Annotated in this window: 17 protein-coding genes; 11 read left to right on the forward strand and 6 right to left on the reverse strand. The window is 50.5% G+C overall.

What is annotated here, in order from left to right:
• Positions 1–59 precede the first annotated feature (59 nt).
• Positions 60–3,194: a beta-galactosidase gene (locus AC6R0L_RS11250; protein WP_500629196.1), complete on the forward strand. Its 3,135-nt coding sequence runs from the start codon at positions 60–62 to the stop codon at positions 3,192–3,194.
• Between the two features lie 78 nt (positions 3,195–3,272).
• Here AC6R0L_RS11250 and AC6R0L_RS11255 read toward each other — a convergent pair whose 3' ends face one another.
• Positions 3,273–4,607, reverse strand: coding sequence for an MATE family efflux transporter (locus AC6R0L_RS11255; RefSeq protein ID WP_500629197.1), 1,335 nt, complete (start codon positions 4,605–4,607; stop codon positions 3,273–3,275).
• 421 nt (positions 4,608–5,028) lie between these two features.
• Here AC6R0L_RS11255 and galE point away from each other — a divergent pair, with 421 nt between their 5' ends.
• The 4 genes from galE to galM all read left to right on the forward strand — a co-directional run bounded on the left by galE (position 5,029) and on the right by galM (position 9,491).
• Positions 5,029–6,048, forward strand: a complete 1,020-nt coding sequence (galE, locus tag AC6R0L_RS11260) for a UDP-glucose 4-epimerase GalE (protein WP_487901731.1) — start codon at positions 5,029–5,031, stop codon at positions 6,046–6,048.
• 85 nt (positions 6,049–6,133) lie between these two features.
• Positions 6,134–7,186, forward strand: a complete 1,053-nt coding sequence (locus AC6R0L_RS11265; RefSeq protein ID WP_487901730.1) for a UDP-glucose--hexose-1-phosphate uridylyltransferase — start codon at positions 6,134–6,136, stop codon at positions 7,184–7,186.
• 73 nt (positions 7,187–7,259) lie between these two features.
• On the forward strand, positions 7,260–8,420 hold the full coding sequence (gene galK, locus AC6R0L_RS11270) for a galactokinase (protein ID WP_487901729.1): 1,161 nt from the start codon (positions 7,260–7,262) through the stop codon (positions 8,418–8,420).
• Between the two features lie 9 nt (positions 8,421–8,429).
• The gene (gene galM / locus AC6R0L_RS11275; protein ID WP_500629198.1) at positions 8,430–9,491 is read left to right on the forward strand and encodes a galactose-1-epimerase; all 1,062 of its coding nucleotides are present in this window, start codon (positions 8,430–8,432) and stop codon (positions 9,489–9,491) included.
• Positions 9,492–9,549: 58 nt separating this feature from the next.
• Here galM and AC6R0L_RS11280 read toward each other — a convergent pair whose 3' ends face one another.
• On the reverse strand, positions 9,550–10,551 hold the full coding sequence (locus tag AC6R0L_RS11280) for a substrate-binding domain-containing protein (RefSeq protein ID WP_334551418.1): 1,002 nt from the start codon (positions 10,549–10,551) through the stop codon (positions 9,550–9,552).
• Between the two features lie 150 nt (positions 10,552–10,701).
• Positions 10,702–11,259, reverse strand: coding sequence for a gamma-glutamylcyclotransferase family protein (locus tag AC6R0L_RS11285; RefSeq protein WP_500629199.1), 558 nt, complete (start codon positions 11,257–11,259; stop codon positions 10,702–10,704).
• A 236-nt stretch (positions 11,260–11,495) separates the two neighbouring features.
• On the opposite strand from AC6R0L_RS11285, the gene AC6R0L_RS11290 reads away from it, so the two are divergent.
• Entirely contained in the window at positions 11,496–12,680 is a 1,185-nt protein-coding gene (locus AC6R0L_RS11290) for an NnrS family protein (RefSeq protein ID WP_500629200.1), read from the forward strand.
• Between the two features lie 101 nt (positions 12,681–12,781).
• On the opposite strand, the gene dapD is transcribed toward AC6R0L_RS11290, so the two are convergent.
• Both dapD and AC6R0L_RS11300 read right to left on the reverse strand, forming a co-directional pair.
• Positions 12,782–13,813, reverse strand: coding sequence for a 2,3,4,5-tetrahydropyridine-2,6-dicarboxylate N-succinyltransferase (gene dapD / locus AC6R0L_RS11295; protein ID WP_334551414.1), 1,032 nt, complete (start codon positions 13,811–13,813; stop codon positions 12,782–12,784).
• A gap of 333 nt (positions 13,814–14,146) precedes the next feature.
• Positions 14,147–14,758 carry a peroxiredoxin C gene (locus AC6R0L_RS11300; protein ID WP_487901725.1) on the reverse strand — a complete coding sequence of 204 codons (612 nt, stop codon included), beginning with the start codon at positions 14,756–14,758 and terminating at the stop codon, positions 14,147–14,149.
• Positions 14,759–14,958: 200 nt separating this feature from the next.
• Here AC6R0L_RS11300 and AC6R0L_RS11305 point away from each other — a divergent pair, with 200 nt between their 5' ends.
• The 4 genes from AC6R0L_RS11305 to AC6R0L_RS11320 all read left to right on the forward strand — a co-directional run bounded on the left by AC6R0L_RS11305 (position 14,959) and on the right by AC6R0L_RS11320 (position 20,630).
• Complete coding sequence (locus AC6R0L_RS11305; protein ID WP_334551412.1) at positions 14,959–15,864, forward strand: hydrogen peroxide-inducible genes activator; 906 nt, start codon at positions 14,959–14,961, stop codon at positions 15,862–15,864.
• Positions 15,865–16,503: 639 nt separating this feature from the next.
• A complete protein-coding gene (gene aceB, locus AC6R0L_RS11310; RefSeq protein WP_500629201.1) occupies positions 16,504–18,168 on the forward strand; it encodes a malate synthase A in 1,665 nt (554 codons plus the stop codon).
• A gap of 186 nt (positions 18,169–18,354) precedes the next feature.
• Positions 18,355–19,668, forward strand: coding sequence for an isocitrate lyase (gene aceA, locus AC6R0L_RS11315; RefSeq protein ID WP_487901723.1), 1,314 nt, complete (start codon positions 18,355–18,357; stop codon positions 19,666–19,668).
• 182 nt (positions 19,669–19,850) lie between these two features.
• The gene (locus AC6R0L_RS11320) at positions 19,851–20,630 is read left to right on the forward strand and encodes a TSUP family transporter (protein ID WP_500629202.1); all 780 of its coding nucleotides are present in this window, start codon (positions 19,851–19,853) and stop codon (positions 20,628–20,630) included.
• 104 nt (positions 20,631–20,734) lie between these two features.
• Here AC6R0L_RS11320 and grcA read toward each other — a convergent pair whose 3' ends face one another.
• Positions 20,735–21,112 (reverse strand): autonomous glycyl radical cofactor GrcA, encoded by a 378-nt coding sequence (gene grcA / locus AC6R0L_RS11325; protein WP_334551405.1) that lies wholly within the window; start codon positions 21,110–21,112, stop codon positions 20,735–20,737.
• A gap of 324 nt (positions 21,113–21,436) precedes the next feature.
• Between grcA and nfo the strand changes: the two genes are divergently transcribed.
• A complete protein-coding gene (nfo, locus tag AC6R0L_RS11330; protein WP_500629203.1) occupies positions 21,437–22,330 on the forward strand; it encodes a deoxyribonuclease IV in 894 nt (297 codons plus the stop codon).
• The last annotated feature ends 250 nt before the right edge of the window (positions 22,331–22,580 follow it).

Genomic DNA, 22,580 nt, shown 5'->3' on the forward strand with positions numbered 1-22,580 from the left:
CACTCGTGGCCTCTCGAGTCAGTGCGCTCTTTTTTATCACTGAGATTAAGAGTGTTGTTATGAGAACTTTTGCCGATATTCTGGCAGCGCGAGAGTGGGAAAATCATCACGTCACCCACCATCATGTTCTGCCCGCTCATGCCCCTTTCAATGCTTATCAAAACGAAGACGATGCCTTGCAGGGGAGAGAGTCTGCCCAGCAAACGTGCTTGAATGGTCAATGGCAGTTTATGCTGTTCTCGTCGCCGAGTGAGGTGCCAGAAGCGTGTACTGAGAAAAGTTTTGATGACAGCGCTTGGTCGCCAATCACGGTGCCGTCCAATTGGCAGTTACAGCCGCAGGTTGACGATCGGCCAATTTACACCAATGTGAAATATCCGTTTGCGGACACGCCGCCAATCGTACCTAAGCACAATCCGACCGGTGTTTATCGCACCACGTTTGAGGTGTCGCCACAGCCGAATGAGTTAACGTGGATCACCTTTGATGGCGTCAACAGTGCCTTTCACCTGTGGTGCAATGGCGTGTGGGTCGGTTACTCGCAAGATGCGCGTCTGCCCGCCGAATTTGATTTAACGCCTTATCTTCAGGAGGGGGGCAACCAGTTGACGGTCATGGTGATGCGTTGGTGCGACGGTTCCTACTTGGAAGATCAAGATATGTGGTGGCTAAGCGGCATTTTCCGTGATGTCACCTTAACCCGAAAACCGCGACTGCACATTCAAGATGTGGAGATTCGCACTGAGTTGGCGCTAGGGTTTCACCAGGCCACGCTTGGTGTGACGACCACTTTATCGCAAAAAGAGGTCGACAATCGCGTACGTGTGCGTCTGTTTGATGCCGAACAGCAGCTGGTCGCAGAGCAAGTCAGCACGGTGGGATTACAGTTTGTCGATGAAAAAGGGCCGTGGAGCGATAAAGCGCAGCATGCCCTTGACGTTCAAGCGCCGATACTATGGAGCGCAGAGCGCCCTTACTTGTATCGTGCCGTTGTCAGCTTGCTTGATGAGCATGACACGGTGATAGATTGTGAGGCGTATTCGGTCGGTTTTCGTGAGGTACGTATTGAGCACGGTCAGCTGAAAGTGAATGGCGAAGCGCTGCTGATCCGCGGCGTCAATCGCCATGAGCATCATCCAGAGCTTGGTCATGTGATGACAAGAGAAGATATGCTCCGCGACATCCAGCTGCTCAAGCAGAACAATTTCAATGCGGTACGTACCGCGCACTATCCAAACCACCCTCAGTGGTATCAACTGTGCGATGAGTATGGTCTCTATGTGGTGGATGAAGCCAACATTGAAACCCACGGCCAGTTTCCGATGTGCCGCTTGTCCGACGACAGTGAATGGCTACCGGCCTACCTGCGCCGTATTACTCGGTTGGTGGAGCGCGATAAGAACCATGCGTGTGTCATCATTTGGTCGCTTGGCAACGAGTCGGGGATCGGGAATAACCATCATGCGATGTATCAATGGGTCAAACAGCGTGACCCTTCTCGACCTGTCCAATATGAAGGCGGCGGCGCGATGACCGCCGCGACCGACATCCTATGTCCGATGTACGCACGGGTCGATTGGGATCTGCCAGTCGTGAAGCATCAGCCACAGGTCACGCCGCGTGTCGGGATTCGTAAATCCATTGCACTGCCTGATGAGACGCGTCCCCTGATTTTATGTGAATACGCTCATGCGATGGGCAACAGCCTCGGCAGCTTTACGCACTATTGGCAAGCGTTTCGAGATAACCCGCGCTTGCAAGGGGGCTTCATCTGGGATTGGGTCGATCAAGGTTTAACCAAGATAGCGCCGGATGGCCAAACCTATTGGGCCTATGGTGGGGATTTTGGTGATGAAATCAATGATCGTCAGTTTTGTATCAATGGTCTGCTATTCCCAGATAGAAGCGCGCATCCCACCCTGCAGGAAGTCAAAAAAGCGCAGCAGTTTTACCAGTTCCACCTGCTATCGACTCAGCCATTGGTGATTGAGGTAGAGAGTGAGTACTTGTTTAGCGCCAGTGACAACGAGATACTTGATTGGAGTGTCACTTGTGAAGGAGAGGTGCTGCACCGTGGTCAGCTTGATCTCGATTTGGCGGCAAAATCGACGCAAAGCGTAACCTTGAGCGAGCAGCCTATCAGCAGTGGTCGCTGCGCTCCGTATTACCTCAACCTAGAGGTGAGCCTTCGTCAAGAGACGGCTTGGGCAAGCGCCGGCCATGTGACGGCCATCGAGCAACTGGAACTTTCAGTTGAGACGGCGCTACCGAGCCCGAGCATCAAGCCTATTGGCGCTATCAACACCTCGGACAGCGCAAAAGCCTTGCTGGTCTATAGTGATGATTTTGCGCTCGAGTTTGACAAATCAATAGGCGCGATCGGCAGTTGGAAAGTCAACGACAGCGAAAAGCTGACCGCACCGATCATCGATAACTTCTACCGGGCTCCGCTTGATAATGATATTGGCACCAGTGAGGCCAACAAGCTCGACCCCAACTCTTGGTTTGCGCGTTGGCAGTCGATAGGGCTCGATTCCTTGACCCGAGAGCTTGAGCAGTTTGAATGGTATCAAGCTGAGCAAGGAATTGTGGTGGTGAGTCAGCAGCGTTATTCCCATCAAGGTAAGGCGCTGATCCGCTCGACGTGGCGCTATACGGTGGCCAGTGATGGCAGTGTGAGTTTGGATGTCGATGTGACGGTTGCTCAGCATCTACCTCCACTGCCGCGTATCGGATTAGAGGTGGCGTTGTACGATGGCGAGCATCACGAGTCTATAGAACAGGTCTCTTGGCTGGGCCGTGGCCCACATGAGAACTATCCGGACCGATTAGCGTCTGCGCACATCGGACGCTATCAACAATCGCTGGATGCGATGCACACGCCGTACATATTCCCAAGTGACAACGGCTTGCGCTGTGATGTCACGCAGGCCAAAGTGGGTGAGTTGCTCATCGAGGGGCAATTTCATTTTGCCGTCAGTCGCTACAGTTTGCACAACTTAGCCAGTACCAAACATACGCACGAGTTAACCAAAGGTGAGTCCTGTTACGTGCGAATTGATGGTGCGCATATGGGCGTGGGCGGTGACGATTCGTGGACGCCTAGCGTGCATCAGGCTTATCTTCTGAGTGATAAACGCTATCGCTATCAGGTGACACTGTCGTTGAGCCACGCTCAAGCTGACGAGGTGTAGGGGATAAAAACGAATAGGGATAGCGAGCGCTATCCCTGTTGTTTTACGACGGTCTGGTTACTGATGACAAATGGTCGATCACTGAAGGGTGTAACGCGTCCACACTTTTGAGCGCCAACGCCTTGCCATGATGATGCCGCGAAACCACTCGTCGAGTGCAATCGCCATCCAGGCACCGAGCACGCCATAGCCCCAGTAGACGCCAAACACATAGCTCATACCGACCCCGAACCCCCACATACTGATGATGCCCATTTTGACTGGGAATTTGATATCGCCAGCCGCTTTGAGCGCCGAGATAAAGATGAGGTTAAAGACGCGCCCCGCTTCGAGCACGATCGAACCGGCAATCAAGGTCGCGGTCAGGGCGGCGATCTCCGGCTCTGTAGTAAAGAGGGCGATGATGGGATCGCTCAGTAAGTAGACGATGACCGTCAACAGCGTGGAGACGCAAAAGCCAACCACAAAATACTTTTGCACTAGAGACAAAATCGAGTCAATCCAACCGCGGCCTATGTAGTAGCCCGCTTGAATCTGGCTACCTTGCCCGAGGGCAAGCGCAAAGGCAAAGGAGAGGCGAGCGATGTTCTGTGCGTAGGTGAAGGCGGCCAATGAGGCGGTACCCATCTGGACGATAAAAAAGGTGATGCAGATTTGCGCCATGTTGTAAGAGAGCACTTCTCCGGCATTCATGGCGCCAATTTTGACGATGCGTGAGTAGATAACGCGAGGTATTGCTCGATACTCGGCAAATGGTATCTCGATGCCAGAGCGTTTAACCGCCGCCCAGAGGATCACGGTGCTGAGCACCTGACTGACGACAGTGGCAATCGCCACCCCTTGTACCCCATAGACCGGCAAGCCAAAAGGCTGATAAAGGGCGATGTAGTTACCGATGATATTGAGCACGCCGCACACCAAGTTGACCACCATCGGAGAGCGGGAAAAGCCGTTACTGCGCAAAATAGTGGTCAGCACGATGCCGAGGGTGACGTTAAAAGTCATCGCGCCGCTGATCAGCAGGTACTCTTGGGCGTACTGTTCGACCTGAGCTTCTAATCCATAGAGCGGCAGAAACGCGTAAGCGCCCCAGATAGACAGTCCACTCAGGCAGATACCGACCAGGGCAGAGAGAAAAATACTGGCGACGCTAACATGGGCGGAATCTTGTACTCGGCCTGAACCATTGTATTGCGCAATTAAAATACCCGTGCCGCTGCTGACCATCGACGAGACGATAATCAAAAAGAACGACAGTTGAGAGATGACGCCCACCGCCGAAACAGCTTTATCAGAGAAACCACTGAGCATGAAGACATCGCTGGTGTTGAGCGCTGTTCGCAGCAAGATCTCGATAAATAGCGGCCAAGTGAGCGCGACGATCTTCATGCGTTTATCTATCGTATTTGGCATGGGTGGTCCTAACTGTGGTGCCCCGGTGGCGAGTTTGCAGGGTGCGGTAGGGCTGGCAAAGGCAAAGTCGCAAATTGTCCGGTGCTGGGCTGGATATGCAAATCAGTTTCTTCGTTATGATTCTTACTTGATGAGAAAATGTCCATAATTTTTCGCTTCTGTGAAAACGTTTCACAAAGTTTAGTCAGGGATTGTGACCTTGATAGAGATATTGATGGCTTTGGCTTCCTTAGCCTGTTGCCCTCTTTCTGATGGGCAGAGGAAAAGGGGCGGGTAGCAGTCAAATCCAGTATTGGTGAGTAATTTGTGGAAACGTTTACACAATGAGAAATTGATCACGGAAACTAGGCGCAAATGATTGCTAGACTTTTGAGCAAGCAGAGTCATTTCTGAGCGATTGCGAACCAGAGCGAGGCAAACAGTGAAAGTATTAGTAACGGGTGGAATGGGTTACATCGGTAGCCATACATGTGTACAGATGATCGAAGCAGGCATGGAGCCTGTGATTATCGACAACCTCTGCAATGCCAATCAAGAAGTGTTGAACCGTATTGAAGCGCTCACCAAGGTGAAGCCGATTTTTCATCAAGGTGATGTGCGCGATGAGGCGTTTCTCGATGGTGTTTTTGCTCAGCATGACATTGCCGCCGTGATTCATTTTGCCGGATTGAAAGCGGTCGGGGAGTCGGTAGCCAAGCCACTCGAATACTATGACAACAACGTGAATGGCTCCTTGGTGTTGGCGCGCTGCATGCGTAAAGCGGGCGTGAAAAGCTTAGTGTTTAGCTCTTCCGCGACAGTGTATGGCGACCCGGCTAGCGTTCCGATCACCGAAGAGTCACCGACAGGCGCGACGACCAACCCATACGGTCGCAGTAAGTACATGGTCGAGCAGTGCTTATCGGATCTCTTTGCGGCGGAAAACGATTGGAGCATTACCTTGCTGCGCTATTTCAATCCGGTCGGCGCCCATCCATCAGGCTCAATGGGAGAGGACCCACAAGGCATTCCAAATAATTTGATGCCTTTCATCGCTCAAGTTGCGGTGGGGCGGCGAGAGAAATTGTCGGTCTTTGGCAATGACTACCCAACACCCGATGGCACCGGAGTGCGTGACTACATTCATGTGATGGATTTAGCGGATGGGCACATCGCAGCGTTGAAATCGGTAGGCGCGCGCGCTGGGTTGCACATTTTTAATTTGGGGACCGGCCAAGGCTCCAGTGTGCTTGAGATGGTCAATGCCTTTAGCCAAGCCTGCGGTCAGCCGATTGCGTATGAGCTGTGCCCAAGACGCCCAGGAGATATTGCCCAGTGCTTTGCCAGCACCGAGAAAGCAGAGCGAGAGCTGGGTTGGAAAGCGAGCCGCAGCGTCGCGGATATGACGGCCGATACATGGAAATGGCAGTCCACAAACCCTCAAGGTTACGGCGCGTCATAACACACAGCGAGCCGAGCTGGGCATGAGTTAGGCAAAGGTTAAGCAAACAGTTAAGAGTTTTTGTGTTTAAGGTTGAGTAAGTAAGATGTCGAATATTGAATTTAATCCTGTGGATCACCCACACCGCCGCTATAACCCATTGACTGGGCAGTGGATATTAGTCTCGCCTCATCGAGCAAAACGCCCTTGGAGTGGCGCAGATGAAAAGCCCGCGCAGGATGCGTTGCCTCGTTACGATGCGCACTGTTTTCTTTGTCCTACCAACACTCGTATCTCTGGCGATGTGAATCCTGATTACCGCGGCACCTATGTGTTCAATAACGACTTTGCCGCTCTGATGGTCGATTCTCCTGACGCGCCAGAATCTGACAATCCGCTATTTAAAACCCAAGGTGTGCGAGGCTTGAGCCGCGTGATCTGTTTCTCTCCCGATCACAGCAAAACCTTGCCGGAATTACCCGTGGCTCAAATTCGTGGGGTGATTGACACTTGGAATGAACAGATTGAAGAGTTAGGCCAAGAGTACCTCTGGGTTCAGGCGTTTGAAAACAAAGGCGAGACCATGGGCTGCTCTCAGCCACACCCACACGGTCAAATCTGGGCCAACAGCTTTCTGCCGAATGAAATCGAACGCAAAGAGCGCCACCTTAAAGCCTACTTCGAAGAGCACGGGCGCAATTTGTTGGTTGATTATGTCCAAGCAGAGTTGAAAGACGGATCGCGCATTGTGGTCGATACTGAGCATTGGATCGCCGTTGTGCCTTACTGGGCCGCTTGGCCGTTTGAGACCATGCTGTTACCCAAAGCGCACATCCGCCGCATGAGTGAACTCAGTGATGCTCAGCGTGATGATCTCGCGCTGGCGATCAAAAAGTTAACCAGTCGCTATGACAACTTGTTCCAGTGCTCTTTCCCTTATTCGATGGGCTGGCATTACGCGCCATTTTTTGAACAAGGGACGGACATTGAGCACTGGCAACTGCACGCACTCTTCTACCCACCGTTGCTGCGCAGCGCCACGGTAAGAAAATTTATGGTCGGCTATGAGATGCTGGCAGAAAGCCAGCGTGACTTAACTGCAGAGCAAGCCGCGCAGCGTCTAAGAGACGTCAGTGACGTGCATTACAAAGAGGCCTAAGCCGAGTCTGTTACGCGTGAACGCCGCACGTGGCGTTGACCCACCGAATGCTATTTTTTAAGAGAAGAACCTTATGTCTGAACTGATCCAAAATGTGAAGAGCTCGTTCGAGAAGGTGCTAGGCTATGCGCCATCGCACATTATTCAAGCGCCGGGGCGCGTCAACTTGATTGGTGAGCACACCGACTACAACGACGGCTTTGTTCTCCCTTGTGCGATTAACTATCAAACGGTGGTGGCGGCGTCAAAGCGTGACGATAACCTCGTGCGCGTGGTGTCGGTTGATTACGGCAACGCCGTGGATGAGTTCGATATCACCCAAGCCATCACCTTTGCGCAAGACAAAATGTGGGCCAACTACATTCGCGGTGTGGTCAAGTGTTTGTTGGCACGGGGATATACCTTCAACGGCGCGGACATTTCGGTCAGTGGTAATGTACCTCAAGGTGCGGGTCTCAGCTCGTCAGCCGCGTTGGAAGTGGTCATTGGTCAGACGTTTAAAGAGTTGTACAAGCTTGATATTTCTCAAGCCGAAATCGCACTCAACGGTCAGCAAGCGGAGAATGAGTTTGTGGGGTGTAACTGCGGCATCATGGATCAAATGATCTCCGCTGAAGGGCAAGAAAATCATGCGATGTTGCTAGATTGCCGTACGCTAGAGACTCAATCAGTATCGATGCCTGCAGAGATGTCAGTGGTGATCATCAACTCGAATAAAAAACGTGGGCTGGTCGATAGTGAATACAACACTCGCCGCGAGCAGTGTGAAGAGGCCGCACGTATTTTCGGTGTGCCTGCGCTGCGCGATGTCACTATTGAGGAGTTCAATGCCAAAGCATCCGAGCTCGATGCCATGGTGGCCAAACGTGCACGTCATGTCATTACCGAAAACGATCGCACTTTAGAAGCGGCACAAGCGCTGAGAAACAATGACATCAAACGCATGGGTGAGCTGATGGCCAAATCGCACGCCTCGATGCGTGACGATTTTGAAATCACGGTCAAAGAGATCGATGTGTTAGTCGAGATGGTCAAAAAGGTCATCGGTGACCAAGGCGGCGTACGGATGACCGGCGGTGGTTTTGGTGGCTGTATTGTAGCGCTTGTTCCGCCCGCGCTGGTGGGAGATGTTCGCGCCGTCGTTGAGGCGCAATACGAAGCGCAAACGGGGCTCAAAGCGTCGATCTATGTTTGCCAAGCCAAGCAAGGCGCTGGCCTGGTTACAGCGGAATAAGGAAACCCCATGACTCATGCTCTATTTGAGACCATGACGGCGCAGCCAGCCTATGATGGTGAGGCAGCGCAGTTGGTCGAGTTGAACAACGCAGTGGGGACTCGCGTTGTGCTGATGGACATCGGAGCCACTTGGCTCAGTTGTCGTTTGCCTTTGGCGAGCGGGGAGCAACGTGAAGTGTTACTTGGTGTAGGGGCCATGGAAGACTTCCAGCGCCAACAAGGTTACTTGGGGGTAACCGTTGGACGTTATGCGAACCGTATCGCCAATGGTCTTTTTCAGATAGAGGGTGAGTCCTATCAAGTGTCGACCAATCAAGCGGGTAATTGTCTGCATGGCGGCGCCGAAGGGTTTGATAAGCGACGCTGGCAGATCGTTGAGCGCAGCGAACAGCACGTTCTGTTTGCGTTGCACTCGAAAGATGGCGATCAAGGCTTTCCCGGCAATGTCACTGTTTCGGTGCGTTACCTGCTCAGTGACGACAATGCGCTGCACATTGACTATTTGGCGACCAGTGATAAAACCACGCCAATCAATCTCACCAACCACGGTTACTTCAATCTCAATGGCACCACTAGCGGGCTGGATGCGCGCGCGCATACCCTCTCTATTGAGGCCGACTACTACCTACCTACCACCGAGGTCGGGATTCCTTTGGGGGATCTGGTGAGCGTCGAAGGCACCAGTTTCGATTTTCGCCAACCTAAATCGGTTGCGGCAGACCTATTGGCTGACACGCAGCAGCAACAAGCCAAAGGTTACGATCACAGCTTCTTTCTCGCGCCAGAACGAGAGGTGAAGGCGCCGATCGCAACCTTAACAAGCCAAGATGAGCGCGTCAGCGTCAGTGTCATCACCACGCAGCCTGCGATTCAACTTTATACTGGCAACTGGTTGGGCGGCGCGCCAAGACGAGAAGGGGGCGAATATCAAGATTATGCGGGCATTGCGCTGGAAACCCAGTTTTTGCCTGACTCGCCCAACCACCCTGAGTGGCCGCAACCAAGTTGCTTGTTAAAGCCGAAAGAGCAGTATCGTCAGCAGACCATTTATCAGTTTATGTGTCATTAATACAACCGCCCTCAATGGAGGGCGGTCTCATAAGGTTATCTCGCGGACAAGGTGTTGTTTATGACAGTCGCTCGACTGAGTTTCTGCGCACCACGGTGGGCGAAAAAATGATGGTGTCGCTCTCTTCCGGTTCCCCTTTGGCGAGTGCAAGGGCGAGTCTCGCGGCCTTCTCGGCCATCATCTGAATGGGGTAACGCACCGTCGTCAGCCTTGGATGAACATAGCGAGCAATCAAGCCATCATCGAACCCCATCATCGAAACCTGCTGCGGCACAGCAATGCCATTTTCATCGAGTACCGACAATGCGCCCGCCGCCATGTAATCGTTGTAAGCGACGACGCCAGTGATGGCCAACGACTTGGTGAGTAAGTTGGTCATTGCGATTTCACCGCCATCACTATTGGGCTCGCCGTATTCAATATACGCCTTGGAGAGATCGATCTTATGGTCTTTGAGCGCCGCTAAATACCCTTCAATACGTTGGCCCGAGTCTTCAATTTGATGCGAGGAGGCGATGCAGGCGATGTGTTTGTGGCCGTTACGAATCAGGTATTCCGTTGCGAGGTAGGCGCCTTTGTGGTTATCCAAAGAGATGCAACGTTCTGCGAGCGCAGGGATATGACGGTTGATGATCACCATGCCTTTCACTTCTTTGGCATAGCCCTGAAGCTCTTCATCAGATAAGGCTTTTGAGTGGATAACTAACGCATCGCAGCGGTTATTGATCAAAAGTTCAATGGCTCGGCGCTCATCCTCTAAGCTGTGGTAGCCGTTGCCGACCAAGATATGCTTGCCATGCTCATGAGCAACGTTGTCGACCGCTTTGACTAAGGTACCAAAAAACGGATCAGAGACATCCCCCACCAAGACGCCGACCGTATTGGTGCTTTGGCTCACTAAGGCTCTGGCTGCCGCGTTTGGGCGATAGCCCAGTTTGCTCATTGCTTGCGTGACAGCCGCGATGGAGGACTTGCTTGCTTTGGGGGATTTATTAATGACGCGTGATACCGTGGCGACCGACACACCGGCTTCTTTTGCGACGTCTTTTATTGTTGCCATCTTGAACCTCGTTTTCTGATGCGTTCATTAAACACCCATTGTGAAAATGACGCAATCATTGCGCGGTTTTAAAGATGCAAATACGAGCCCTAGCGCTTGTTTTTACTGCTTTTAGGCTCGGTGTAAACGTTTCAAATTATCACGCCTATTTCACCTGACGATAGCCACCAACGCATCGATATGCGGATGGTGCGCTTGGGTGACGCCCGCGAGGTTGCCATACTTCGGCTGGTGGCGATCATTTTCCAGTGGATGATGCCAGCCAAACGTTGAGTGGATAAACTGCTCGGCAAAGTTCTCGGAGATCTCCAAACAACCGGCCAACACGGTATCGACGTAGGTTTGCATGATGGGCATCAGTGAGCAAGGCGGCTCGGGCGCGTCTTTTATGTAGACCCAAACGCTGTCTTCGTGAGTAAGCGGTTGTATCGTTTCAATATTGGCGTGGGGGATCGCCACGCGATGATAGCCGCGCTCACGGCGATCAAATTCGCTTATTTCGCCCGGTGAGATGGCGAGCAAAACGCCATTTACTAAGCCTTCCCCTCGATCAACCACCAAGGGGGAGAGGGTGTAACTGTCGTCCACTTTTCCCCAATAGCGTTTAAACCCGTGCACGACACTGGGAATCGCTGGAGCGGTTTTGCCTGTGAGTTGGCGTGAGGCGGAATTCATCAAACTGCCGTAACCGAAAATGTAGTGCGCCATGACTTTCTCCTCTATTTTTTCTTTTAAGCTACCTTGCTCGCATATAAATGAAAAGCATCAATGTTGCGCATGTTCAGTTCGAGTTGATGTAACTAAGACATCGTTATATGTGTCATTTAGACATCAATGATTGAGCTAATTACGTTTATCTTATTGATTCTATTAGATTGATTAAATGGTCTAATTATTGCTGTTAGTGGAGTCTTACTGATAGGGCCGCGTGTGGAGATTTAGGCTTGATTACGATTACAGATAAACAGCAGGAAGAGCGCATTACGCCAATTTGGCGCTTAGGGTTTCGTCCATTTTTTCTACTCGGCAGCGTCTACGCCATCGTGGCAATCGTTGGTTGGGTGTGGATGTTTCAGACTGGCCAGCCAGAAGCTCTGCAAGTGCCAGCTTTGTGGTGGCATGTGCATGAAATGGTGTTTGGTTTTGCAATGGCGATTGTGGCCGGTTTTCTGCTCACCGCGGTGCAAAACTGGACGGGAATCCAGGGTACAAAAGGTCCCTGCTTGATGCTACTGAGCCTACTTTGGCTTGTGCCGCGTGGCCTGTTTTGGGCGCCTGTGCCTCTGTGGATCACTGCCACTATTGAAGCCCTATTTCTGCTGCTACTGGCCTATGAGGTCGGAAGGCGAGTGGTCAAAGTGAAAGGGTGGCGAAACCTGTTCTTTGTGCCGCTTATCGTGTTGGCGCTGGTGGCGAACTTTGCAAGTTATGCCACAGTCAAAGGCGTCGCGCCATTTGCGTCAAGTAGCGTCTGGCAGGCGATGCTGTGGTGGTTCACCTTGCTGTTATCGGTCATGGGCGGCAGAGTGATCCCTTTCTTTACGGCGCGGCGTTTTGAGTTTACGCAAAGTGAACGTCTAGTGTGGCTAGAGTGGTGTGCCAATGGGCCACTCATAGCCCTGTTCATATTGAGCTTCTTCCCTTTAACTATGGCGCAAGTTGGTGCGCCGCTGATGGGGTTGGCCGGAGCTGCGCAGTCGATTCGGTTATACCGCTGGCGACCTTGGCGCACGTTTAGTGAGCCCTTGGTGTGGTCGCTGCATGCTGGCTACGCGTGCATACCGCTGAGCTTGTTACTGCGCGCCGCAATGGACGACCCTTTTGCAACCCATACGCTGCTGCATTTGTTTGCCATTGGCGCGCTTGGCGGCGTCATTCTGGCAATGATTGCACGCGTTACCATGGGGCATACCGGTCGCTCGATTTATCAAGGGCCCAATATGTGCTGGGCTTTTGCTGCGCTGTTGTGCGCGGCGTTAGTGCGTGCGGTGCTGGTCGTGATATGGCCGGAGCATATGATCGGTTGGGTTAACCTCAGCGCCGGGTTATGGGTATTCGCCTTTGGGCTTTATGTGGTGAAGTTTGTGCCGATGTTACTCAAACCAAGAGTCGATGGTCACGCCGGTTGAGCGCATTCATACAAAGAGTGTGAGAATAAACAGAAGAGACGAATAGAAAAAGGGTTGGCATGGTGCCAACCCTTCATTGTCGTTGATGACCTAGTGCATCATTAGTTGTTGCTGTGCAGTTCTGAGTTAAGCTCTACCGCCGTTTTGTTGGCAAGGCACTCGATTTGACCGGTCACCGAGTTGCGGCGGAACAGCAGATCCGAAACGCCTGCGAGGTCACGAGCTTTCACCACTTCGACTTCGTTACCTTGTGAATCAAGCATGCGCACTTTAGAACCCGCCGTCACGTAAAGACCAGACTCAACCGTACAACGATCGCCCAGTGGGAAACCAAGACCCGCGTTCGCGCCAAGTAGCGAGTTCTCACCAATCGAGACCACGACGGTACCGCCGCCTGATAGGGTACCCATGATAGACGCACCGCCACCGATGTCTGAACCGTCACCCACAACCACACCCGCAGAGATACGGCCTTCTACCATGCTCACACCTGTGGTGCCGGCGTTGAAGTTAATAAAGCCTTCGTGCATCACGGTGGTGCCTTCACCGACGTGTGCGCCAAGGCGAACGCGAGAGGTGTCTGCAATACGAACGCCTGCAGGCACAACGTAATCCACCATTTTCGGGAACTTGTCGACACAATCGACCGTCAGAGTGCGACCTGCTAGGCGCGCATCCATTTGACGCTCAGCCAATTCTGGTAGATCGATTGGGCCTTCGTTGGTCCATGCGATGTTGTGCAGTAGGCCAAAGATGCCATCCAGCACCGTGCCATGCGGCTTAACTAGGCGGTGAGAAATCAGCTGTAGCTTGAGGAAACCTTCTGCCACGGATGCTGGTTTGTCATCTGTCGCAAGTACCACAAGGACTAATGGTTGAGCAGACTGCGCCGCTTTTTCTGCAAACGAGGCGTTCGCCACATCACCGTGAGCAGCAAAGGCAATGGCAAGCTCTGCACTTTGCGCCGCAGAGATTTCGATGGCCTGGTTACCTTGCTCGTAACCTGCCACGGTCGCTACTGCGTCAACCAGCGCATCCGCTGGGTTGAGCACTGGGTTTGGAAAAAACGCTTCGATGATTTTTCCGTCACGGTTTTTAGTCGCGCTACCAAACGCAAGTGAGAAGTAAGCCATGTTGAATCTCCATTGTCTAAATTAGGCATTAGCGGGGGTGCCGCTATCAATTGAATTCATCATAAAGAGAGCGACCCAGAACTTAAAGACCGAGGATCGATAAAGTCCGTAAGTCGATATTTTTTGTCTCTTTAGCGATATGTAGTCTCTTTAGAGATATATGGCTTCTTTAGCCATATAAGCTAACCTTGAATGAAAAAAGCCCACACCGAAGTGTGGGCTTGCTTTGAGACTTTACTAAACTGATTGGCGTTGCGCTTATTGCGCATTATGCGTTGTCGCTTTATATCGTCCAACCATAGCGTCCAGTGAGCTTGGACGCCGGAGGCAAAATTACTTTTTGCCTAGGTCTGAAGAGTGCTCAGATAGGAATGCTGCCACACCTTTTGGTGATGCATCCATACCTGCTTTACCTTCTTCCCATTGTGCTGGGCATACTTCACCGTGTGTTTGGTGGAAGTTTAGTGCGTCTACCATACGTAGCATTTCGTCGATGTTACGACCTAGAGGAAGATCGTTCACAACTTGGTGACGAACAAGACCGTCTTCATCGATTAGGAACGAACCACGGAAAGCCACACCTGCTTCTGGGTGCTCTACGTCGTACGCTTTACAGATTTCGTGTTTCACGTCTGCAATCAGTGGGTATTTCACCTGACCGATACCGCCATCTTCGATAGCGGTGTTACGCCATGCGTTGTGAGAGAATTGAGAATCGATAGAAACACCGATCACTTCAACGCCTTTCGCTTTGAAATCTTCGTAGCGGTTATCAAAAGCGATCAGCTCAGATGGGCAAACGAATGTGAAGTCTAGCGGGTAGAAGAAAACAACCGCTTTCTTACCTTTTGTAAACTCTGCAAAGTTGAAGTTTTCAACGATTTCACCGTTACCTAGAACAGCTGCTGCAGTAAAATCAGGGGCTTGACGACCTACTAGTACCATTTTTATTGCTCCTAAAAGTATGGTTTGTTCCAAGCATTGGAGTGGCCTCCTTTGCTTAGTCCGTGTTTTTGCGAGACAAAGTGTAGTACAAATTGTAGTATTGAAATAAATGAATTAATTAGATTAAGTTAATCGAAAAAAGCGATAATGCCAAAAGGGTTAACTGGATCAATGCCTAGCTAGAAGTTATCAATAAATCTATGAATAAGTGGCCTAGCCTAAAGCAGTTACATTATTTGGTGACTCTGCATGAAACCCGTCATTTTAGCGATGCCGCTGAAAAATGCTTCGTCAGTCAATCGACCTTAAGTAAAGGCATTCAAAACTTAGAAGATCTGATTGGCTGCCCCCTCTACGAAAAGAAAGACAAAAAAAGCCCGTTAGTATTCACCCATGTTGGCGAGCAAGTGGTCAAGCATGCACGTGAATTGCTTGCTCGTGGCCAAGATCTCGCCGAGCTTGGCCGTCTTTGCCAAGAAGATGAGATGCATGGGCAGTTAAAAGTGGGCTGCATACCGACGATTGCGCCGTTTCTGCTCTGTGACTTGGTGCAAGAGGTCAACACACGCTTTCCCAATTTGCATCTTCTATTACGTGAAGATACTACGACCAATTTGCTTGCCGCGCTGCGTCAGGGAGAGTTGGATGTGCTGATTCTCGCCATGCCAGTGGACATTGGTGAGATGGAAAGCAAAATTGTGGGCAGCGATCCATTTCGTATGATCATCAGCCGCCACCAAGCGGACGCGATCCGCACTCCGATTAAGTACGCTGATCTGCCCGACGAATCGGTCTTCTTACTAGAACGAGAGCACTGCCTGACCGAACATGCTGTCTCTGCCTGTCAATTAACCGACAAAGAGAAGATCAATCCGTTCTCTGCCACCAGTCTACATACGTTAGTGCAGATGGTGGCGAATGGACTCGGTACTACTTTTATTCCACAAATGGCCATCGACCACGGTCTTATCGATAACCAAAACTTGGTGGTGGTGGATGCCCCTGGGCAGCAAGCTCATCGTCATATCGGGCTGGTTTGGCGTCCAAGTTCGTCACGTGTGGCGACTTTTCATCGTCTAGCTGATGTGGTTTCACAACTGCTCTAGCAAATAGTCGTAAGGCTATTGCGTTCTGTTGTTGCGATTTCTCGCTAAAATGCACACTGCTTTTTCGGGTAAAGTTAGCATTTTATTCTGTTCGTAAACTTTGACGTGTAAAATTTCACAACAAAACTTTGATGAAGCTTTCATTAAATTGTGAAATTTCACACTGTCAATTTTACAGCCCAAACAAAAGGGGCTGTTTAATCTTTGTCCTTCTAGGCCGCTCAAAGCCATCAAAGACAGGCGTTACCCCTTTCTATAAAAAATCAAACGTTCGTTTGAAACGCGTTCACATGCCTAATTTTACTGTAATTAAATTACGTAACTTGTTACGACTTTGACACAGAAATAGGGCCTTTATCTCGATCGGGATAAAACTTTGAATTTAACGTTTTGTTTACTTTAGGTCTTTTACTCTACCCAGGTTTGGTATAGCTTAAATGCAGGCCTAATAAGACTTATGTCTAGATTGCAAACCCAGAGAAGGTTAGTGAAAGTAGAGCCAGATAAGAAAAAACAAGCGGATGAAAACAGCAGCGACACTGAGCAAGTTGGAATGTAAAAGTGTTGTTTGATAGTTACAAATGAACATTCGCTAAGAAACGTGAATCATACTAGAGAGCAAAAATAAGGGACATCACTATGCTTGCAAACACACCAGACAGAGACACCCTATCACAGGACCCAAATGGTCAAGCTCGTCGCAATAAAATGAGCGCCCAAGAAGGCATGCTTGAGGTTACTGGCTCCCTTTCGCCACAACATCAGGCAATTTTCCCTGTTGAAGCCCAAACCCTATTATCTCTGTTGTGTGAGCAGTTTGCGCCGCGTGTGGATGAGCTGCTGGCGGCACGTGAAGTGCGCCAAGCGGCCATCGATGGTGGGCAACTCCCAGACTTTTTGCCTGAGACGCAAGACATCCGTGAAGGCAGTTGGAAGATCTTAGGGATTCCTGACGATCTGCAAGATCGCCGAGTAGAAATCACCGGCCCGACAGACAGAAAAATGGTCATTAACGCTTTGAATGCCAACGTTAAAGTGTTCATGGCCGACTTCGAAGACTCTATGTCACCGGCTTGGGATAAAGTGTTAGACGGACAAATTAACTTGCGCGACGCGGTAAGAGGGGAGATCAGCTACACCAACCCTGACAATGGCAAGCACTACCAATTGAATGACGATCCAGCGGTGTTGATTTGTCGTGTACGTGGTCTCCATTTAAAAGAGAAACACGTGACGTTTAACGGCCAAATTATCCCCGGCGCTCTGTTTGATTTCGCGCTCTACTTCTACAACAACTACCAAGCGCTTCTTAAAAAAGGCAGCGGCCCTTACTTCTACATTCCCAAGTTGCAATCCCACAAAGAAGCGCAGTGGTGGAGTGAGGTGTTCCACTTGACCGAAGATTACTTTGGTCTGGGTACGGGCACCATTAAGGCAACCGTTTTGATTGAAACCTTGCCTGCGGTATTCGAAATGGACGAGATCCTCTTTGCGCTCAAAGAGCACATTGTTGGCCTCAACTGTGGCCGTTGGGACTACATCTTCAGTTACATCAAAACATTGAAAAAGCACCCAGATCGCGTGTTGCCAGACCGCCAAGTAGTCACGATGGACAAGCCGTTTTTGAACGCCTACTCACGCTTGTTAGTGCGCACTTGTCACAAACGCGGTGCCTTTGCGATGGGGGGAATGGCGGCCTTTATTCCAGCCAAAGATCCAGTACAAAACCAGCGCGTGCTAGACAAAATTCAAAACGACAAATCGCTAGAGGCGAATAATGGTCACGATGGCACTTGGGTCGCTCACCCAGGTCTTGCGGATACCGCAATGGCGGTGTTTAGCCAAGTGCTTGGCGAGCGCCGAAATCAATTGGATGTCACACGAGAAGACGATGCGCCTATCACGGCAGAGCAGCTACTTGCCCCGTGTGAAGGCGAGCGCACCGAAGAAGGGATGCGACACAATATTCGCGTCGCGCTGCAATACATCGAGGCGTGGATCTCGGGCAACGGCTGCGTTCCCATCTACGGCTTAATGGAAGATGCCGCGACCGCTGAGATCTCTCGCGCCTCTATTTGGCAATGGATAGCGCACGGCAAAACTCTTGATAACGGTCAAGTGGTCACCAAAGCCTTGTTTGAACAATATCTCGCTCAAGAGATCGAGGTGGTGAAACAGGAAGTGGGCGAAGCGCGTTATCAAGCGGGGCGCTTTAGCGAGGCGGCTGACTTGATGGCCAAGATGACCACCAGTGATGAGTTGGGGAATTTCCTCACCATCCCAGGCTATGACTACTTAGATTAACCACGGATTTACCCATAACAATCGTTTACCTATAAGCATCGTTTACCGGTAACTATCGTTTTATTAATAACAATAACGTGAATGCAGATGGCGGGTAAGGTTGTACCGCCACACCATCTAACAAAAGAAACAAAAGGATCGTGCGCCGCCCCTACCGGCAGCACTCAAAACAAGAGGGATAGACCAATGACAAACTTAACTCGTCGCCAACAAATCGAAGCTCTAGAAAAAGACTGGGCAACCAATCCACGCTGGAAGCATGTGAAACGTCCATACACGGCAGAAGAAGTGGTCGAACTACGCGGCTCTATGGTGCCGGCTAACACCATCGCTCAGCGCGGTGCAGATAAATTGTGGTCATTGGTCAATGGCAGCGCCAAAAAAGGCTACGTGAACTGTTTGGGTGCACTGACCGGTGGTCAAGCAGTACAACAAGCCAAAGCTGGGATTGAAGCGATTTATCTCTCAGGTTGGCAGGTGGCAGCGGACAACAACACCGCGTCTACCATGTACCCAGACCAATCGCTCTACCCGGTAGATTCGGTCCCTTCAGTGGTGAAACGCATCAATAACTCGTTCCGCCGCGCTGACCAGATCCAGTGGTCAAACGGTAAATCACCAGAAGATGAAGGCGGCATTGATTACTTCTTGCCTATCGTTGCTGATGCAGAAGCCGGCTTTGGTGGTGTACTCAACGCGTATGAGTTGATGAAGTCGATGATCGATGCGGGCGCCGCGGGTGTGCACTTTGAAGACCAGCTAGCGTCAGTGAAAAAATGTGGCCATATGGGCGGTAAAGTATTAGTACCGACTCAAGAAGCGGTGCAGAAATTAGTGGCAGCGCGCCTGGCCGCCGACGTTTCGGGCACGACTACCCTAGTAATTGCTCGCACCGATGCGAACGCCGCCGATTTGTTGACCTCTGACTGTGACCCATACGATGCGGACTTCATTGTTGGAGAACGTACACAAGAAGGCTTCTACCGAGTACGCGCTGGCATCGACCAAGCGATTGCGCGTGGTCTTGCTTACGCTCCGTATGCGGATCTCATCTGGTGTGAAACCGCTACGCCGTGTCTTGAAGAAGCGCGTAAGTTTGCTGAAGCGATTCATGCCGAGTACCCAGATCAACTGTTGGCGTACAACTGCTCGCCATCATTCAACTGGGAGAAAAACTTGGATGCAGAGACCATCGCCAAGTTCCAACAAGAACTGTCGGATATGGGCTACAAGTACCAGTTCATCACTCTAGCGGGTATCCACAACATGTGGTTCAACATGTTCGAACTGGCGCACGACTATGCGAAAGGCGAAGGCATGCGCCACTACGTGGAGAAAGTGCAGCGTCCCGAGTTCCAAGCGGCAGAAAAAGGCTATACCTTCGTTGCGCACCAACAAGAAGTGGGCACCGGGTACTTTGATAAGATGACCAACACCATCCAAGGTGGTCAATCATCAGTGACTGCATTAACCGGCTCAACCGAAGAAGACCAATTCTAGTAGTCCCCACCCTTATGAGTCTTATGTGGGATAACAAAATGCAGGCTGTTATCCCTATGACTCAACTGTTTAGGCATTTGTATTGACATGCTTTTGAGCGGCCATCGGTCGCTCTTTTTTGTTTTCCATCATCAAGTCACCAGTGGTACTCTGCGCATCTTACCCCTTATCAACTGATCGTCATGGAACTCACCTTAGATATTTTCACCCTGCTGTTTTTTGTCGCGGCATTCGCTGGCTTTATTGATGCGATGGCAGGGGGAGGCGGGCTTATTACGCTTCCGGCTTTGTTGGCCGTAGGCATCACGCCAGCACAGGCGTTGGCGACCAATAAGCTACAAAGCTCATTTGGGAGCTTCTCCGCAACTTGGTATTTTGTTCGGCGCGGCATTGTTAATTTGAAAGCGATGCGCCTTGCGATTCTCTGCACCTTTGTCGGCGCTGCACTTGGCGCCCAAGTCGTGCAATACATTGATGCTGGCGTCTTAACCAGTTTGATTCCGCTGCTGCTGGTGGCGATCTCGCTCTATTTTCTTTTGATGCCAAAGACCAAGGCGCAATCGGGCGAGCCTCGACTCTCTGAAGCGATGTTTGCACTCTCGGTCGGTGGGGGCGTGGGGTTCTACGACGGTTTTTTTGGGCCGGGGACAGGTTCGATTTTTACGGTTTGCTTTGTCGCGTTAGGCCACTACTCCTTAGTGGATGCGACGGCAAGAACCAAAGTACTGAACTTTACGTCAAACATCGCCGCGCTGTTACTATTCGTTCTGGCAGGTTTACCGATTTGGGAGCTAGGGCTAGTGATGGCGGTCGGCGGTTTTCTCGGTGCTAGATTGGGGGCGAAAGTGGTGATCGCGCAAGGTCAGAAGTGGATTCGTCCGCTGGTCATTATTATGTCGATGTTGATGGCGCTGAAGTTACTCTGGGAACAGCATCAGAGTACCATTTTGGTTTGGTTTTAGAGCGCAGTATTCAATCAAAGCACTGTGAATAGATTAGAAAAAACAGTCGATTAGAGAATAAAAAACGGCGCGAGATGCGCCGTTTTTTTATGATGGTGTCGAGCTTACAAAGACTCGGTAAATGTACGAGCAATAACGTCGCGCTGCTGTTCAGGCGTCAGTGAGTTGAAACGTACTGCGTAACCAGAAACACGAATCGTTAGCTGAGGGTATTTCTCAGGGTGAGCAACGGCGTCTTCAAGGGTTTCACGCTTAAGAACGTTGACGTTTAGGTGCTGACCACCTTCGATCTTTGGTGCCGTTTCAATGGCTACTTCACGGCTTTCGTACTCACCCAATTCGTTAATCGCTACGACTTGGTCTGCTTCGTAGCCAGTGTTTGCCGCTACGCAGCGTGCTTCATTTTTCTCGCTGTCTAGTAGCCAGATTGAGTTAAGTAGTGCGTCGTTTGCTGCTTTAGTAATCTGAATGCCTTGAATCATTACTGTCTCCTAGTCCACTCTTGGGTGGTGAGTTGGTGTTAACTTTCGAATTTTGTTGAGCTACGTATTATATAGCGAATGTCCCTTATGATAGTATTGATTTAGGTCAAATAACAACTAAAAACATTAATTATTTTGAGGTTAATTCTTTGCGGTAAATCAATAAAACCTTTAAAAATAGTGTTTTAAAAAATATTTTATTATATTAACTATTTTTGAATGTTATAAATGTTGTAAATTTACTACATTTTGCATGTGTTGATTGAGACGCAGACGATAAGTTGTTGTAATTCCATCCCCGAACTGAAAGTGTAAAGTGATTAAATGACAATCCCATCATCGAACAGTGATAGAAAATGGGTCGGCGCGCATGTTTCCGCCGCGGGTGGTGTCGATATGGCACCGATTCGCGCTCATGATATTGGCGCCAACGCCTTTGCTTTGTTCACCAAAAATCAACGCCAGTGGGCGGCGAAGCCGCTCGACGCAGAGACCATCGCGCGTTTTAAAGCCAACTGCAAAAAGTACGGTTTTACGCATGAGCAAATCTTACCGCATGACTCCTACCTGATTAATCTAGGTGCGCCTGAAGCGGAAAAGCTCGAAAAATCTAGAGCGGCATTTATTGATGAAATGTGGAGATGTCAGCAGTTAGGACTGAGCTTGTTGAATTTTCATCCTGGGAGTCATTTAAAGAAGCTTTCTGAGCAAGCGTGTTTAGCGAGGATCGCCGAGTCGATCAACCTCGCCCATCAAGCGGTGCCAGATGTTGTCGCAGTGATCGAAAATACAGCAGGCCAAGGCACGAACCTTGGTTGGCGCTTTGAGCATTTGGCGCAGATCATTGAACAGGTGGACGATAAAACTCGGGTGGGCGTTTGCCTCGATACTTGCCACACCTTTGCCGCTGGCTATGATCTTCGCAGTGTTGAGGCATGTGACGCGACGTTTTCCGAGTTTGAGCAAGTGGTGGGCATGCACTATTTACGGGCGATGCACATCAATGATTCAAAGTCGGCCTTGGGCAGTAAAGTGGATCGCCACCATGCGCTGGGCGAGGGGGAGATTGGCTGGCCATGTTTTGACTATATCGCCAATGATGCACGGTTTGATGCTATCCCTTTGATATTAGAAACAATTAAGCCTAATCTTTGGCCTGATGAAATTGCTCGTTTGCGCCGCATCGATCAAAAATCACCGGTAAATGTCTCAGCGTAACTAAAATTGGCACCAATCTTTCATAGTAAATAGTGATGTTACTCACAAGAGGGTGCCTATTATGCCTCATTCAGTTGTTACACCTGCGATCCGTTTTGCACGTTTACCCATGCCCAACCGTCATGTGAATGGTCAAGGACATCATCGTTCGCCGCAACCTAAGCGTTAAGTGAGTTTAGCTCGCCTAACAGAGGGCTTTGCTCTTATTGTAACTTTTGCGACAATCCGCTGACTGATTGGACAAAAGGAA

The organism is Vibrio sp. R15-SG3-ISO1A (assembly GCF_059833955.1).

Bases quoted from the DNA above. Each gene is read 5' to 3' on its own strand.
- AC6R0L_RS11250 (WP_500629196.1), top strand. From the start codon at position 60: ATGAGAACTTTTGCCGATATTCTGGCAGCGCGAGAGTGGGAAAATCAT.
- AC6R0L_RS11255 (WP_500629197.1), bottom strand. From the start codon at position 4,607: ATGCCAAATACGATAGATAAACGCATGAAGATCGTCGCGCTCACTTGG.
- AC6R0L_RS11265 (WP_487901730.1), top strand. From the start codon at position 6,134: ATGTCGAATATTGAATTTAATCCTGTGGATCACCCACACCGCCGCTAT.
- galK (WP_487901729.1), top strand. From the start codon at position 7,260: ATGTCTGAACTGATCCAAAATGTGAAGAGCTCGTTCGAGAAGGTGCTA.
- galM (WP_500629198.1), top strand. From the start codon at position 8,430: ATGACTCATGCTCTATTTGAGACCATGACGGCGCAGCCAGCCTATGAT.
- AC6R0L_RS11280 (WP_334551418.1), bottom strand. From the start codon at position 10,551: ATGGCAACAATAAAAGACGTCGCAAAAGAAGCCGGTGTGTCGGTCGCC.
- AC6R0L_RS11285 (WP_500629199.1), bottom strand. From the start codon at position 11,259: ATGGCGCACTACATTTTCGGTTACGGCAGTTTGATGAATTCCGCCTCA.
- dapD (WP_334551414.1), bottom strand. From the start codon at position 13,813: ATGGCTTACTTCTCACTTGCGTTTGGTAGCGCGACTAAAAACCGTGAC.
- AC6R0L_RS11300 (WP_487901725.1), bottom strand. From the start codon at position 14,758: ATGGTACTAGTAGGTCGTCAAGCCCCTGATTTTACTGCAGCAGCTGTT.
- AC6R0L_RS11305 (WP_334551412.1), top strand. From the start codon at position 14,959: ATGAATAAGTGGCCTAGCCTAAAGCAGTTACATTATTTGGTGACTCTG.
- aceB (WP_500629201.1), top strand. From the start codon at position 16,504: ATGCTTGCAAACACACCAGACAGAGACACCCTATCACAGGACCCAAAT.
- aceA (WP_487901723.1), top strand. From the start codon at position 18,355: ATGACAAACTTAACTCGTCGCCAACAAATCGAAGCTCTAGAAAAAGAC.
- AC6R0L_RS11320 (WP_500629202.1), top strand. From the start codon at position 19,851: ATGGAACTCACCTTAGATATTTTCACCCTGCTGTTTTTTGTCGCGGCA.
- grcA (WP_334551405.1), bottom strand. From the start codon at position 21,112: ATGATTCAAGGCATTCAGATTACTAAAGCAGCAAACGACGCACTACTT.
- nfo (WP_500629203.1), top strand. From the start codon at position 21,437: ATGACAATCCCATCATCGAACAGTGATAGAAAATGGGTCGGCGCGCAT.